Origin of the sequence: Bradyrhizobium sp. CCBAU 51765 (assembly GCF_015291725.1) — a bacterium.
Taxonomy (GTDB): domain Bacteria; phylum Pseudomonadota; class Alphaproteobacteria; order Rhizobiales; family Xanthobacteraceae; genus Bradyrhizobium; species Bradyrhizobium liaoningense.
On sequence record NZ_CP030038.1, the window covers coordinates 5,208,448 to 5,222,786 of the forward strand.

General features: G+C 57.1%; 10 protein-coding genes. 5 read left to right on the forward strand and 5 right to left on the reverse strand.

Translation table 11 applies throughout. The features are described from left to right. Nucleotides 1-32 precede the first annotated feature (32 nt). The 4 genes from rfbA to rfbC are packed head-to-tail and all read right to left on the reverse strand — an operon-like array spanning nt 33 to nt 3,441. A complete protein-coding gene (gene rfbA, locus XH96_RS24900) occupies nt 33-908 on the reverse strand; it encodes a glucose-1-phosphate thymidylyltransferase RfbA (protein ID WP_194388085.1) in 876 nt (291 codons plus the stop codon). After that, the gene (gene rfbD / locus XH96_RS24905; protein WP_194388086.1) at nt 817-1,803 is read right to left on the reverse strand and encodes a dTDP-4-dehydrorhamnose reductase; all 987 of its coding nucleotides are present in this window, start codon (nt 1,801-1,803) and stop codon (nt 817-819) included. The genes rfbA and rfbD overlap by 92 nt, the downstream gene beginning before the upstream one ends. Before the next feature lie 7 nt (nt 1,804-1,810). Continuing rightward, entirely contained in the window at nt 1,811-2,869 is a 1,059-nt protein-coding gene (rfbB, locus tag XH96_RS24910; protein ID WP_194388087.1) for a dTDP-glucose 4,6-dehydratase, read from the reverse strand. Nucleotides 2,870-2,883: 14 nt separating this feature from the next. Further along, nucleotides 2,884-3,441 (reverse strand): dTDP-4-dehydrorhamnose 3,5-epimerase, encoded by a 558-nt coding sequence (gene rfbC / locus XH96_RS24915; RefSeq protein WP_194388088.1) that lies wholly within the window; start codon nt 3,439-3,441, stop codon nt 2,884-2,886. Between the two features lie 339 nt (nt 3,442-3,780). Here rfbC and XH96_RS24920 point away from each other — a divergent pair, with 339 nt between their 5' ends. From XH96_RS24920 to XH96_RS24930, 3 genes are all read left to right on the forward strand, one after another. After that, on the forward strand, nt 3,781-6,102 hold the full coding sequence (locus XH96_RS24920; RefSeq protein WP_194388089.1) for an AAA family ATPase: 2,322 nt from the start codon (nt 3,781-3,783) through the stop codon (nt 6,100-6,102). A gap of 100 nt (nt 6,103-6,202) precedes the next feature. Beyond that, nucleotides 6,203-8,206, forward strand: a complete 2,004-nt coding sequence (locus XH96_RS24925) for a hypothetical protein (protein ID WP_194388090.1) — start codon at nt 6,203-6,205, stop codon at nt 8,204-8,206. A gap of 176 nt (nt 8,207-8,382) precedes the next feature. After that, nucleotides 8,383-9,852, forward strand: coding sequence for an exopolysaccharide biosynthesis polyprenyl glycosylphosphotransferase (locus XH96_RS24930; RefSeq protein WP_194388091.1), 1,470 nt, complete (start codon nt 8,383-8,385; stop codon nt 9,850-9,852). A 75-nt stretch (nt 9,853-9,927) separates the two neighbouring features. Here the strand turns inward: XH96_RS24930 and XH96_RS24935 are convergent, their stop codons facing one another. Next, nucleotides 9,928-10,299, reverse strand: a complete 372-nt coding sequence (locus XH96_RS24935; RefSeq protein ID WP_194388092.1) for an H-NS family nucleoid-associated regulatory protein — start codon at nt 10,297-10,299, stop codon at nt 9,928-9,930. A 740-nt stretch (nt 10,300-11,039) separates the two neighbouring features. Between XH96_RS24935 and XH96_RS24940 the strand changes: the two genes are divergently transcribed. Continuing rightward, nucleotides 11,040-11,432: an H-NS family nucleoid-associated regulatory protein gene (locus tag XH96_RS24940; RefSeq protein ID WP_246789737.1), complete on the forward strand. Its 393-nt coding sequence runs from the start codon at nt 11,040-11,042 to the stop codon at nt 11,430-11,432. A 2,263-nt stretch (nt 11,433-13,695) separates the two neighbouring features. Further along, nucleotides 13,696-14,115: an MBL fold metallo-hydrolase gene (locus XH96_RS39225; RefSeq protein ID WP_246789738.1), complete on the forward strand. Its 420-nt coding sequence runs from the start codon at nt 13,696-13,698 to the stop codon at nt 14,113-14,115. Nucleotides 14,116-14,339: the final 224 nt, after the last annotated feature.

A 14,339-nucleotide genomic window follows, 5' to 3' on the forward strand; every position in this document is an offset into this window, starting at 1 on the left:
TTCCAATTTCTGCAGACGATTCAGCCCGAGACTCACGTCAGGAGAGACCCGATCTCGCGCAAATACTGACCGTAGCCGCTCTTCTCCAACGGTCGCGCTAATTCTTCAATTTGGTTGCGCTCAATGAAGCCCTGCCTCAGCGCAATTTCCTCAAGACAAGCAACCTTCATTCCCTGACGCTTTTCGAGCGTTTGCACGAACATAGCCGCGTCGATTAGTGACTCCACCGTTCCGGTATCTAGCCAAGCGAACCCCCGTCCCATCCGCTCGACATGGAGCGCCTTGGCCGAAAGATACCGCATCTGCAGATCGGTGATCTCGAGTTCTCCGCGCGGCGACGGCTCGATGCGCCGTGCGTAGCGCACGACGTTGTTGTCGAAGAAATAGAGACCTGTGACCGCCCAGTTCGAGCGCGGTTGCTTCGGCTTCTCCTCGATTCGAAGCGGGCGATCGTATTCATCGAACGTAACGACGCCATACCTCTCTGGATCCCGTACATGATAGGCGAAAACGGTTGCACCTTCCTCGCGCTCGGCGGCCCTTGCGAGCAATTCGCTCAGGCCGTCGCCAAAGAAGATGTTATCTCCAAGCACCATCGCGACGCGATCGTTCCCGATGAAGTCGGCGCCAACAATAAACGCATCCGCAAGACCGGCGGGTCGGGGCTGCTCCGCATAGCTGAGCCTGACCCCCCATTGACTGCCGTCCCCCAGCAAGCGCTCGAACTGACACCGATCCGATGGCGTGGTTATGATGAGGATCTCGCGCACGCCTGCCAACATCAGAGTTGACAACGGATAGTAGATCATCGGCTTGTCATAGATGGGCAGTAGCTGCTTGCTGACCGCTCTCGTGATTGGATACAGTCGAGTTCCGCTGCCCCCAGCCAGCACAATTCCTTTGAGCATCGATGCTACCTTCCACGAGTTGGTCGAGACAGGTTTCGAGAGAACAACGCCATGGCGGCAATCGAATGCCTAGGACGCGTTCGGCCTTGGATGAATCGAGGCGCGAATTCCGCGGCCGTCGCGCGGCCGTCCGGTACTGTTCGCTCGTGATCGCCTCAAGCTGCGGCACTCGGATTCCGCGACGAGCGAGCAAGTCGAAAATCGCTTGGGCAAACCCATGCCAAGTCGTCTCACCTTGTCCGGCAAGATGAAAGATGCCGGCCATAGCCCTGCGATCGTCAGTTAGCAGCCGCCCCGAGAGCTGAAGGATCGCCGACGCAAGGTCGAGCGCGAAAGTTGGATTTCCGCGCTGATCCTGAACGACCCTGACGACCGGTTGCAATTCACAGAGTCGCAACATCGTCCGAACAAAGTTGTTGCCATGAGGACCATATAGCCAAGAAGTGCGAATTACCGTTGCGAGCGGGTGAGCCGCCAAAACGGCAGCTTCGCCAGCGAGCTTCGAGGCGCCGTACACGTTCATTGGCGCAGGAACATCGCTTTCCTCGTAAGCATCCAGCTTTGTGCCGTCAAAGACGTAGTCGGTTGAGATGTGGATGAACGGAACATTCATTTTCCATGCGACATCCGCCAACGCGGCCGCTGCGTCACGATTAATGCTGAACGCTCTTGCTACTTCCGATTCTGCTAGGTCCACAGCCGTGTAAGCGGCGGCGTTGATAATCATGGACGGTGCGAATGGATCGATCGCTCGGCGGAGTTCCCCACGAGCCTCCAGATTGAACTCGCCGCGTCCAAGAGCGACCACGGGTATCCTGTGCAGCACCGCGAGGTCATGAAGACACCTTGCCAACTGACCATTGCGACCAGCGATTAAAATGGGGTTCTCCGTCATCGCAGCCTCAATGTTGTGTCGCAAGGAGCCCTAAACGCGAGCCGTCATAGACACCGCCGCGGGCACGCTCCCACCACGAGCGGCTCTTGAGATACCATGCTACGGTCTCGGCCAACCCCTGCTCGAACGTTCTCGTGGGCTGCCAGCCGAGTTCACGACGCACCTTCGATGCGTCAATCGCGTAGCGGATATCGTGTCCCGGACGATCTGGCACAAAAGTGATCATCGATCGTCTTATTGTCGGACCGGGATACAACTTGTCGACGACGTCGCAGATCTGGGTGACAACGTCGAGGTTGGAGCGCTCGCTATCGCCCCCGAAATTGTACTTTTCGCCGGGCTTGCCTTCCAACAGAAGCGTGATCAGACCTGCCGCATGATCTTCAACATGCAGCCAGTCGCGTACATTTTGGCCGTCGCCATACACCTGCAGCGGCCTACGCTCGATCGCATTAAGGATCGTCAAAGGGATGAGTTTCTCCGGAAACTGAAACGGCCCGTAGTTGTTCGAGCAGTTGGACACAATGACGGGGAGACCGTAGGTCTTGAACCATGCAAGCGCGAGATGATCGGAGGCCGCCTTGCTTGCTGAATAGGGCGAACTCGGTCGGTAGGGCGTTTCCTCCCGGAAGTAGTCGGCTGGCCCGAGTGAACCGTAGACCTCGTCCGTCGAGACGTGAATGAAGCGAAAGCGCTTTCTTCGTGGCAGCGAGAGGCCCTCATAATATTTCCGGGCTGCTTCCAACAGCGTATAGGTGCCCACGATGTTCGTCGCAATGAAAGCCGCCGGGCCGGTGATCGATCGGTCGACGTGACTCTCGGCTGCGAGGTGAACGACCGCGTCAGGCTGGGAGCTGCTGAACACGAAATCCATGGCTTCGCGATCGCAGATATCTTGCTGCTCGAACAAATAGGATTCTAGCCTCTGGATGGGCGCTAACGAGGCGGGGTTGGCCGCATAAGTCAGCTTATCGACATTGATCACTGCAGCGCCCTTCTGCAGCACCAGGCTGCGGCACACTGCAGAGCCGATAAATCCCGCTCCCCCGGACACCAAAACGCGCATTTGACCGCTCTCCGTCACTCAAAAACGGTTGTAAGCTGATCCAACCTCGGCAGGGACCTGTCTTTCGGCGACACTTGGGCTTCGAGTGCCGTTACCGGCCAGTCGATCTCCAGTGCCGGATCGGCCCAATAGAGCCCTGCGTCATGGCTTGGGGCGTAGACCTCGTCGACCTTGTAGAACACGACGGTCTCAGGTTGCAGCGTGCAGAAACCGTGCGCAAAGCCTTTCGGGACAAGCAGCTGCTCACCTGATTGGCTGTCTAGCTTGACGGCTATATGTTTTCCGAAGGTCGCCGACGAACGCCGAAGATCGACCACGACATCAAGAATAGCTCCGCTTAGTACGCGTACAAGCTTGGCCTGGGCGAACGGCGGTCGCTGGAAGTGCAGGCCCCGGACTGTCCCGGCCTTATCTGAGCTGGATTGATTGTCCTGAACGAAATCGACAAGAATCCCTCTTTCTGCGAACGCAGATCGCTGAAACGTCTCACAGAAGTAGCCCCGGGCGTCGGAAAGCCGATCCGTACGAATTATTTTAATACCTGGAATTTCTAAACACCGCACTTCCAGCATAGAAACGTCCTCTGGTAACCCATTCAAGCATACGCTCGTCGTTGAACGGATAGGCCCGGCGCGCCTTTTCTCATTCACTATGAGTCTCGACAGATCAAACATTAACAAATAAATTCAGACCCAATTTAATCCTATGCGCGCGACGCCTCCACGTGAGCGCTTGCGCCGGCAAGGCCGGCAAAATCGCCCCTTCCCCGGCGACCATCGAATTAATACCCCAATAACATTTAATTTGGCAATCAGATTTTTCTGAGATATATTCAATTAATAAATTATACACCGAACGCTCGCGCCTGCGGGCGACTAATCCGACGCGCTCCCGAACCAGACAGGCACCCGATGCTTCAGAGCAATCTACAGACCGACAGAACACGCTTAGCTCTGGGCGGCCAGACCCAGTCGAACCAAATCAACGGCGGGGGAATCGGCGATCTCGTCAAGTTCGTGGTTATCTTCTTGAGACGTCGATATCTCATGATCATCGTCACCGCGGCTCTCGTATTCGCTGCTGCGCTGCTCTACCTGCGGTTCGCGCCCCCCACCTACACAGCTCAAGTACAAGTCCTGCTGTCGAATCCTCGAGCTCAATTCGTTCAGCAGCAATCAATTCTTCCGGAGCCCGTCGTCGACGCGGCCCAAATCGAAACGCAACTGCAAATGATACGGTCGCCGGGAATTGCAGCGGCAGTCATAACGCAGCTGGATCTCGCCAACGATCCAGACCTTACCGGTTCGCGATGGTCCTTTAGCACGCTGCTGCAGCGTATTCGAAACCGTGGCCAACAGCCGGAGCACGATTCGAAGGCTGACACGCTCAAGAAAGGCGCGATTGCCGCGTTGATGAATCGGCTCACCGCGTACAGGATCGGATATAGCAAGATCATCGAAGTCAGCTACAGTTCGAGCAATGCGGAACGCGCGGCGGAGATCGCCAATGCCGTGGCCAATGCGTACATCAACGACCAGATGAATGCCAAGTTCGAGGCCACGCGGACGGCAGCCAGTTGGTTGCAGGAACGTCTCCAAAACCTCAACGAACAAGCACTGGCGGCCGAACGTGCCGTGAGTGCATATAAGTCCCAGAACAACATCGTATCGACCGGCGGAAGATCGATTGACGAACAGCCCGTCAACGATCTCAGCGCCCGATTGGTAGCCGCCCGAACCCAGACATCCGATGCACAGGTCAAGTTCAACCGCTACGACGCGGTTCTGCGCGCCAACGCAGCTGGCTCATCCACCATCAGCGCTCCTGACGCGGCGAGCGCCGATGCGCTCCAGAGCTCGATTATCAACGCGCTTCGCCAGCAATATCTCGAATTGTCACGACGCGAAGCCGATTGGTCGACCCGGTTCGGCCGGGATCATTTGGCGGTTGTCAACCTGCGGGCTCGTATCCGTGACATTCGCACATCCATCCTCGAAGAGGTCAAGAGGCTCGCCGAAGCCAGCAAGAACGAATTGGAAGCTGCTCGACAGCGGCAGCAGGAACTCGAGAAGCAACTTGCTCGAGCCGTCTCGCAATCGCGTCTGACGAACTCCGCAGAACTGACCATCCGGGATCTGGAAAGCCGAGCGAAGAGTCTGCGCGCCATGCATGAGGCGTTTCTGCAGCACTCCATGGGGGCGACCCAGCAGGAGACATTCCCGATCGCGGAAGCACGGGTGATCTTCCCCGCCTCCCCGCCAGAGCGCAAAAGCAAACCCAAGGCAAACCTGGTGCTGGGCTTCGGACTAGCCGCCGGACTCGCACTCGGGATCGGCCTGGCCCTTCTGAGAGATGTTATGGACAGAGTTTTTCGCACCTCTTCACAGGTGGAGACCGCACTGGAACTGCCGTGCCTGTCGCTGGTCCCCTTGCTGTCGCCGCCCAAGGCGCAGAAGTCCACCGTCCCGTCCCAGCAATCGGAGGAAGATCTGCGATCACGCACGATTTCAAACGTGCCGACTCTTCATAGGGCTGTCGTTGGAATGCCGCTCTCTCGCTTCACGGAAGCCATCCGTTCAATCAAGCTTGCTATCGACCACACACCCGCGAAGGCATCCAACCAGGTGATCGGAATCACGTCGGCACTGCCAAATGAGGGCAAGACGACGGTTGCAGCCTCTCTCGCTCACCTCATAGGACATAGCGGCAAACGGGCTATCGTAGTCGATTGCGACCTTAGAAACCCTTCACTTTCCGCAGCTATGGCTCCGAAAGCTACATTCGGATTGCTCGAGGTGGCAAACGGAAAGCGTTCCCTCGAAGAGGCGCTGTGGCACGATCCCAGAACCAATCTCGCATTCTTGCCAGCCGTTCGGCGTGGACCCCTGCTTCACACGAGCGAGATCCTTTCCGCCCAGAACATAAGCAAGCTGTTCGACAGTTTGCGTCAGACCTATGATTACGTCATCGTGGATTTCCCCCCACTTTCTCCTCTGGTGGATGTGCGCGTTACTGCGCCGCTGATCGACTGCTACGTTCTTGTCGTCGAATGGGGACATACGAAAATCGATGTGGTCCAACATGCCTTGCATACCGCGCCGACCATCTCCGATTCATTGATCGGCGTCGTCCTCAACAAGACTGATATGAGGTCGATGGCGAGGTACGACGCTCACCGAAGTGATTACTACGATGACAGCCACTACATCAGATATGGCTTGTCGGACTCTTAGGATGACTTTCTCTGGCATACGTCGGGCCTAACGATGGAGTCGGCGCCTTCTGCAACATGCTCTCCGTTTTTGGGCGGGCCAGAGTCAGAGATGGTTTGAAATGGTCATCCAGTCCACAATGCTAGCTGTTCCTGCGGCGATTGCTACCGCTTTCGCTGCAATCGAGAACCTACCGGGTCCAGCGGTGCTATCGGGCGTCCTAGCGGCCGCTATACTGGCCGTCGGCCTCTTTTCCACGTCGTCAACCCTCGCCAGATTCGCCAAGCTTCTACGGCCCCTCTTCATTCTGGCTCTCGCCGCACCGGTGCTTTGGATCGCCTTGCAAGTTGTTCCAGTCCCGCTCCGCGGTTTCGGAAATCAGATCTGGGCGACAGCCTCGGCGGCCCTGGAGCAACCTCTTGCAGAGAGGTTCTCGGTTGACGTACGCGAGACGATACTGGCGCTTTCACATTACAACGTTGTCCTCGCTGCCGCCCTGGTCACCGCAGTCGTTGCTCTGGACAAGCAGCGCGCCGCGCAGGTCCTCTACGTCCTCGTATCGATCACCGCCACGATCGGCATCTTTTCGATATGGAGAAATGGCGACCAGAGCGGTTCCCCGCCAGCCGAATACATCTGGACAGGCTCGACCGTGGCGGCACTTGGTGTCCTTCTCTCCACTGCAATGGCTATCCGTGCGGTCGACCAGTTATGGCAGCCCAAACGCCCCCCTCGTCTGCCAACGGGGCCGCTCGCCATTCTTACCTGCGCAATTCTATCGTTGATAGTCTCCCTTGCGGCAGTCGCGCTTTGTCGCGGCTCGACCGCGCTGATTGCCGTTCTGCTCGGAGCGACAGCCATCCTCACGGTGGTCGCTATTCGCAGATGGTTCTTTGGCCTATGGGGCAGAGCCGGCGTTTTCGCGACCGCCGCCATGTTGTACGTCGCCAGCTTCACGTTCATTCCGATCAATCGGAATACCGACCTGACGATGGCCTTGTCGACGCAAGCTCGGGCAGCAACAGAGCGGATGCTGCAGGACACTCACCCGATCGGGACCGGTGCAGGTACGTTTGTTGCTCTTCTGCCGATTTATGGGGACGTTGGCATGCACGCAATGCGCGAACGGCCGACCGCCGCCGCGGAGATCGCGGTCGAAATGGGACGCACATTCCTCTGCGGCCTGTTGATAGTCACCATGATCAGCGCCTGCATCCTGTTCGGGCGCGCCTTGTCTCGCAAACACGCTTACCTATACCCAGCCCTTGGCGCAGGCGCTTCCGTTTCGTTGACAATACTCGCCTTTGCCGAAAACAGCCTTTTCGATCTGTACGCTTCGCTGCTGATCGCGGCGGTTTACGGCCTTGCTTTTGCTCAAAGCCTGCCCGGTACAGCGCGCGATGCGGAGTCCATGGAGTTGCGGCAGCTTACGCTGGCGGCCGGCGACCGAGCCACGGCAGCGCAACGAATTCCTTCGACTAGGTTCGCTTCGCCATGGCCTCTGCCCCGCGTCGCTCTGACAATGATCGGATTGCTGTTAGCCGCGCAAGCGGCTTGGATGGTCTCGCAAAGCTGGCCTTTTTGTGATCGCCTCTCAATTACGCCGGTTGCCGGTTCGAACGAAGCCTGGACCTCAGCGCTCCGATCCAGGCGCGAGACTGTCACGACGACCTCCGGACTCACTGCAACTAAGTCTGACAAGGCCACAGACCTCCAGGCCATGGGCGGGGCCACGGACTTGGGTGCTCTTGCTGCAGTGCTGAAATACTCCCCCCTTCGAGGCGACGTTTGGCTCGTACTTGCAGCACTGTCGAAGCAGCACAGGACGACCTATGACACGACAAGCTTACTCAAGATGTCCTACTATACTGCACCAAACGCGCTGAATCTCATTCCGATGCGGCTTTCCGTCGCTCTTGGCACAGATACTGCGATCAAGGAACCTGAGCTTCAAGATCTTATCCGGCACGACCTTAAAGTTGCCATTAACAGCCAGATCGCACTCCGGCCGGCCATTGTCGCCGCATACCAGTCGGCATCGGCAGACGGCAGGGCGTTTGCCGAGAGCTCAATTTCGGAGCTAGACCCCGGGTACGTACAGAAACTGCGCTCACGAGTCCCATAACAGTTTTCGGCAGTACGCCTCCGGTGGCGGTCGCATCCTGATCGACCCGAACTGATGTCGCGGCCACTTTGATGTTTTCTCATTAAATGCATTGATTTCGAATAATTAATTTGATTAGCATGTCTTGGTTTATAGTATATTAATTTAAGGCCGACCGAGTTCTTTGTAGATTAGCCATGAATTTTATCAATCGGCATATCGGCGACCATGGGAGTGATCTGGCTGCCGTCAACTCACCCTCATTCACTGCGGATGAAGGCATATGGCCCGTCCGTTACGACTCGATCGAATTTGTAGCGATCTGCGCCGATATCGCGACCATTCTATTCGCCGGCCTCCTTTCCACCCTTCTTTTTTCACCCGCCGGCCGGGCACCAGCCGGCCTGGCCCAGGCATGCGCCTACGCGGCAATAGCATCAGTGCCCTTCGTCTACATTCTGAAAGGCAGGGGACTATATCGGCCAACCGAACTCCTCGTACTCCGAAGCCAAGTTCGCGCCATTTGCCTCACATGGGTTCTGTTGCACGTCCTGGCCGCCGCTGTGGAGATGCTCGACGACAACTCACACTTCTTCCAAGGTGCCGGCCTCCTGTCTGCCGCACTCGGCTTGGCATCCTTGATTGCGCAACGGTGCGTCACCAGAATTCTGCTGATAAGATGCTTCAGTGGCAGGAGGTTCGCTCGGACGAATCTCGTCCTGATCACCGATCAGCCGCCTTCGACTCATGCTGGTCTGTCGGAGACTCTCTCGGTGCTCGGCTATTGCGTTAAGGGCCGCTTTGGCTTGCCTGCGATCGGCTCGGACCCCGACTCCAGAAAACGGCTCAGCTCCCGTGTCATCGAGCACATTCGTAATTCCGAAGTCGACAAAATCGTGCTGGAGGCCAAGCCGGAACGATGGGCCGAGCTTCGTGCCTTTATCTCCGACCTGAGAGTATTACCATTCCCGATCGTGTTTATCCCAGTTGGCGCTGCATCCGAACTGCTTCGACATCCGACACGGAGCTTGGGAAGTGCCGCTTGCGTTGAGATCCAGCCCGGCTCCCTCACCGCAATCGAGCGCGCGAGCAAGCGAACACTCGACATAGTCGGTGCAGGACTTACCTTGACGATCTGTGCACCATTGCTCGCGATAGCTGCAGTCGCAATCAGATTGGATTCTGCCGGCCCAATCCTTTTCAAGCAACAGCGATGCGGCTTCAATGGCCGAATCTTTTCAATCCGAAAGTTTCGGACGATGCATGTGCTCGAAAATGGACCTGTCGTCGTTCAGGCAACGGCTCTCGACCCCCGCATCACCAGGGTTGGCAGATGGTTGCGGCGAACGAGCCTCGACGAGCTGCCGCAGTTGTTGAATGTCCTGGACGGCAGCATGTCGCTAGTAGGCCCACGCCCCCATGCCGTGGCTCACGACGGACAGTTCGACAAGCTCGTCCGGAAGTACGCCTTCCGACGCCGAGTGAAGCCGGGATTGACCGGATGGGCCCAAATTCATGGCTGCCGCGGACCGACGCCTACAGCAACTATGGTTGAGAGACGCGTGGAGTACGATCTCTGGTACATCGACAATTGGAGTCTTCGGCTCGATTTTGAGATCCTGCTCCGGACTCCTCTTGAGGTTTTGCGGGGCCGCAATGCCTGTTGAGTTGCATTCCTACTGGCGGCTCTCCCGCCAATCACTTTTCCACCGCGCGAAACTGAATCGTGCGATCGGATCAAATCACGCTCGCTGCCGTATCCTCGAATTTGCTTCGCCCAAGCGGAACTCCTCGATTTTGCGGCCCGACTTTATAGCTACAACAAGCCAACGTGGCCGCTTTCCACGACCCGACCAGGTTTCGGACGTCTGGGGATTGCGGTATTTCGGGAGCACTCGTGGATATTTGCGTCTGGGCTTTCCGGTAGACGAAATTTCCGGTCCCGTCGACGTATTGGCAAAAGCGCCCATACCGACCCCGAGCACCGCCAGCCGTTTCTCAAGTTCTTGCTTTTCAGCCTTGATCCGGGCTGATAAAATCCCATTAATTTCCTCATGAAGCGACCAAAGATCGTCGAGGGACATTGCTTCTAGTTCAAGCTTCTTAGTCGTCATGTTGGCATCCCGTAGTTGCGCCCATATGATACTTCCCCGGTTGATTAATCAAGAACCGAGTATCAGTTTTCCAAGAAAATGCATGGAACCAAAGCGGAATTCGCGTTCCACTTAACTAAGTAATGGTCGCTAATCAAGGCGGAAAAATAAGCTATCCGCAGAATCTAAATGCGGGAAAGTGAATATCGCATCCATACGCGTTCGCCGCTACCGCAAATATGCAATTCTAACTCGATTCTGAATAATGCAGGAATGAATTAAGCGGGCCGCAAGGCCAATCTGCCACGCCCCGCTCTCATTGAGTGTGCGCGGCGGGCGAGTCGGCCTCCCCGCCTTCTGGGGAAGCTTCTTGTGATGCGCCCCTCCGTTAGTCGCAACTGGAGGCGAATAGCCTCAATGTCGCTGAGCGCACGCCGCCGAAGCTCAATTTGCTCTTTCAGAGCCTGGACGTCCGTCAATGCAGCCGAGGGAACGATAAACCGCCTGATCGAACTCTCGAGACGACTAAGAGGATGATCGACAATATCCATTTTGCCCTTGTGCCTACCGTCACTTTTGCTCAATCGCAGAGCCAATTAATAAAATAATCCTCGCAATAATTATTAAATAATATAACATTTATTTAGTATCACGTCAATTGAAAGCGCTGGCTTTGGTCCATCGTTTCATTCGCCACTGGAACAAAGATACTCAAAAAGGTGAGGATGATGCGTCAGGGGTCAGGCAAACGGTGAACGAGAATGCTGCATCGGCAAGATCTCGAAGCCATGGACTTTGAAGAACTCTGGCTCCTCCACGAGGAGCTAACAAAGATACTTGCCGAGAAGATCACGGCCGAGAAGCGGGAACTCGAAAAACGCCTTGCGCAGCTCAACCAGCCGGAGCAGTTCGCCGAATCTGAAAGCGGCGGCGCCGCCGCGACGGGACCGGGCCAGCCGCCGCGTCGCAAGTACCCGAAGGTCGTACCGAAATACTTCAATCCACTCAAGCCTACGGAGACTTGGTCTGGACGCGGTAAACAGCCTCGCTGGCTGGTTGCGGCGCTCCAATCGGGGCACACGCTCGAAGAGTTCAGGATTCGCGAGAACGGCGGATCGTCCGATCGGAATGCTGGTGGTCAAGGGCATTCCTAGCTCTGCTCGCCTGCACAGATTTAGGCCGTCCGAAACGTTTTAGCCCTACGGATTCCCGAGCGATATGCCGACTTGGCTGGGTTCCGGACCGCAAACGTGCATGAGATCTGCCGCCGACTCCTCCAAACCTCTCGTCTGACCGTCACTGGATTTAGACCTTTCCTACACGAACTGCGATGGCTGCCCCCCCAACAAGCACTGTAAGGTGTCCGCTCTCCGACTCTGCATCTGGAGATGCTGGAATCGTCTCGACGCAAGAACACTTGCCCGTCGAGCATCATCGCCTCGATCGCGATGTCGGCCTCGCCGGCGGCGTGCTGGTCCGAAGTACAAAATGGCGAGAGCAACCGCCCCAAAAGAATCCCGATTTGCCGCCCGGACACTTATTCTTTGCCGACCTAGATTCGTCGAGAAGGCGCAATCGATCGGCATTCGCCAATCGACTTCGAGCAACGCTCGATCGATCCACACGTTGAGGAGCTGCCGCGTGAACTGGCGCGCGGTGTGCTCGTCAATCCCTAGCTCGCAAGCCGCTGATCGATGTATTCCAGAGAGGCGCTTTGCGCCAACTTGCACCAAATGCCCCGCTCGGTCGAGTTCAAAAATCTTCTGCCCTGCTTCGCTGAACAGCATCGATCGACCGTCCAGCAGCATCCGGCGCCAGTTTCAACACCATCTCTGCCGATGTTCTTTCCAGCACGCCTTCAAACCAATATTAACAAATCTGCCTCGCCCTTTAGCTGAGGCGGCGACCGCGGCTGCGATGCAATTATCGCGCTAGCCGACAGACGGACAGCTGCCGCCTACGCCATTCAGTCCAGCCAAGCCCTGCGGCGCCGCGTTCCCGTTCAGCCGCCCCCTCGTCCGGCTCATTTCGAAATGACAATCTGGCCGGTCATGCCGCGAGCTGACCGTCCTTGCTCCTTCCTTGCGAAGAAATGTTCACGACCTGCTCTCCGAGCAAGCTCGCTCTCGCCATCAATCGATGAGCATCCAATAGGTACCGATAAGCTTCGCGATCCGCACTCCGTTCTCTCAGAATGCGCTCCTTCTCGCCCATGCTTACCAATTCCGCGCGCATTTGAGCCAACTGCGGTGTCTCGGGGCCGGGCTTGTACTCGCTAAGATTTAATTCCCACATCATCTCCTCCAATCGGGGAAGCTTGGACGAATTTAGCTTACGTGATTGGCGGAAATTAACAACGACATTTATATATTTAGCTTACAATCAAAATTTGTTTCACATTTGAAGCTCGCGCACCGAACCGATATCAGTAATGGGATTACCGCAGCGCGCGCGAAGAGGGCTGAACGTTCGCGGCAAGGCATCGCAATAAATCGCACGAGAGTCGGAAATCAGACCGACATCCGAGATTTTTGTTTGCACATTAAATTGAAACAAAGAATATTAATACTGTAGACTGGGAGTGGAACAGTGATCCAGTTTGGCCGACCTGTCCTTCAAGATGACATTAATGGTATCGCAAGCGGAGGATTTCGCACCAAGTCGCAGCAGTTTCGATATGACCGTCGTTAGAGGCTTCCCAGAAGCTTTGGGTTGAGGTCGGAGCCTCGTTCAGGTTTCCGCGCGAAGCCGAAATCCGAAGAGCTCGCCAAGCAGGAGTCCGGTCGGATGGAAAAGCGTCGTCACGAGCAAGCTGCCCTTTGCTCGAACAACGACCTAGGCGCGATGCGCCCCAAGTCACCCGCACTAACGAGAGCGTACTCCAGCCGGCCGGCGCCCCTTTTACTCGACAAATACGCTTTTCAGGGAGGCGCCTATGGGTATGATCATGTTCAAGTGTCCACAAACCGGTCACGCGATTCCTACCGGGATCAAATCCGATCCTGAGAACTTCCTGCGGAGCATCGTATTTTTCGGCAATACTCGTTGTCCGCTCTGTCGGCTAATCACAACTGGTTCGCCCGCGAGGCCTGGGTCGAAGAGCCAGTTGTCCGGACGAAGGTCGATCTCGGCGAGGTCATTGTCGTCGGCCAGCCGACCTCGACCGTATTCCCACATCCTGCATCGGAGCCACCTTCGTTCAAGGCACATCGCGGCTCGGACGAGCCGCGATGTGAGGGTTAAGGCCGAAACGGCGGCGTGAAAAGCTGGGCCAGCCTCCCTTCCGATATCGACAGTGTTGATGGGACCCTATCGAGCCCGCGGCTCTCCCTAAGGCGCGGCGCGCTTCGTACCTCACGGTGACCGCAGCCCGGGCAACCAGGCCGCCTAAGCGGCCGCCCAGTGGAGAACATCTTGATGACGCAAGCGGCCAAGACCTATCAAGTTGGCGAAGCATCCATCTCGCGGATCGACGAGTTGCGGCTTGCCACATTCAAGTTCGACGCGCTCTATCCGCATGGTGAGGTGCAGGCGCTGGAGCGCTATCGCGACCGCCTGGAGGCGGGCTCATTCGATCCTGGGACCGGCACCTTCATTCAAAGCATTCACAGCTGGCTGGTCAGGACGCCGCACCACACCATCTTGATCGACACGGCCACCGGCAATGACAAGAACCGGCCGGAGATCCCACCGCTTCACCGGCTCAACGAGCCGTTCCTGGCGCGGCTGGCGGCAATGGCTGTCACGCCGGAGCAGGTCGACTACGTGCTGTCACCCACGTGCATGCCGATCACGTCGGCTGAAACACCCGCCTCGTCGACGAGCGCTGGATCCTAAGCCTCCCGAATGCAACCTATGTCTTCTCCGCGATCGAGCAGGCTATGGCGAGAGTCTCGCGACAGGCACAGAGCCGATCGGACCGGCCCGCCCTGCCCCGGCCCTCGGCGCCGCGCCGCGCAAGCCGACCGACCGTGTCTCTAACGACAGCGTCCGGCCGGTGATCGAAGCCCGACTTGCCGGGCTCATCGTGGTGGACGGGGGCGAGGTCCTCGAGGGCATCT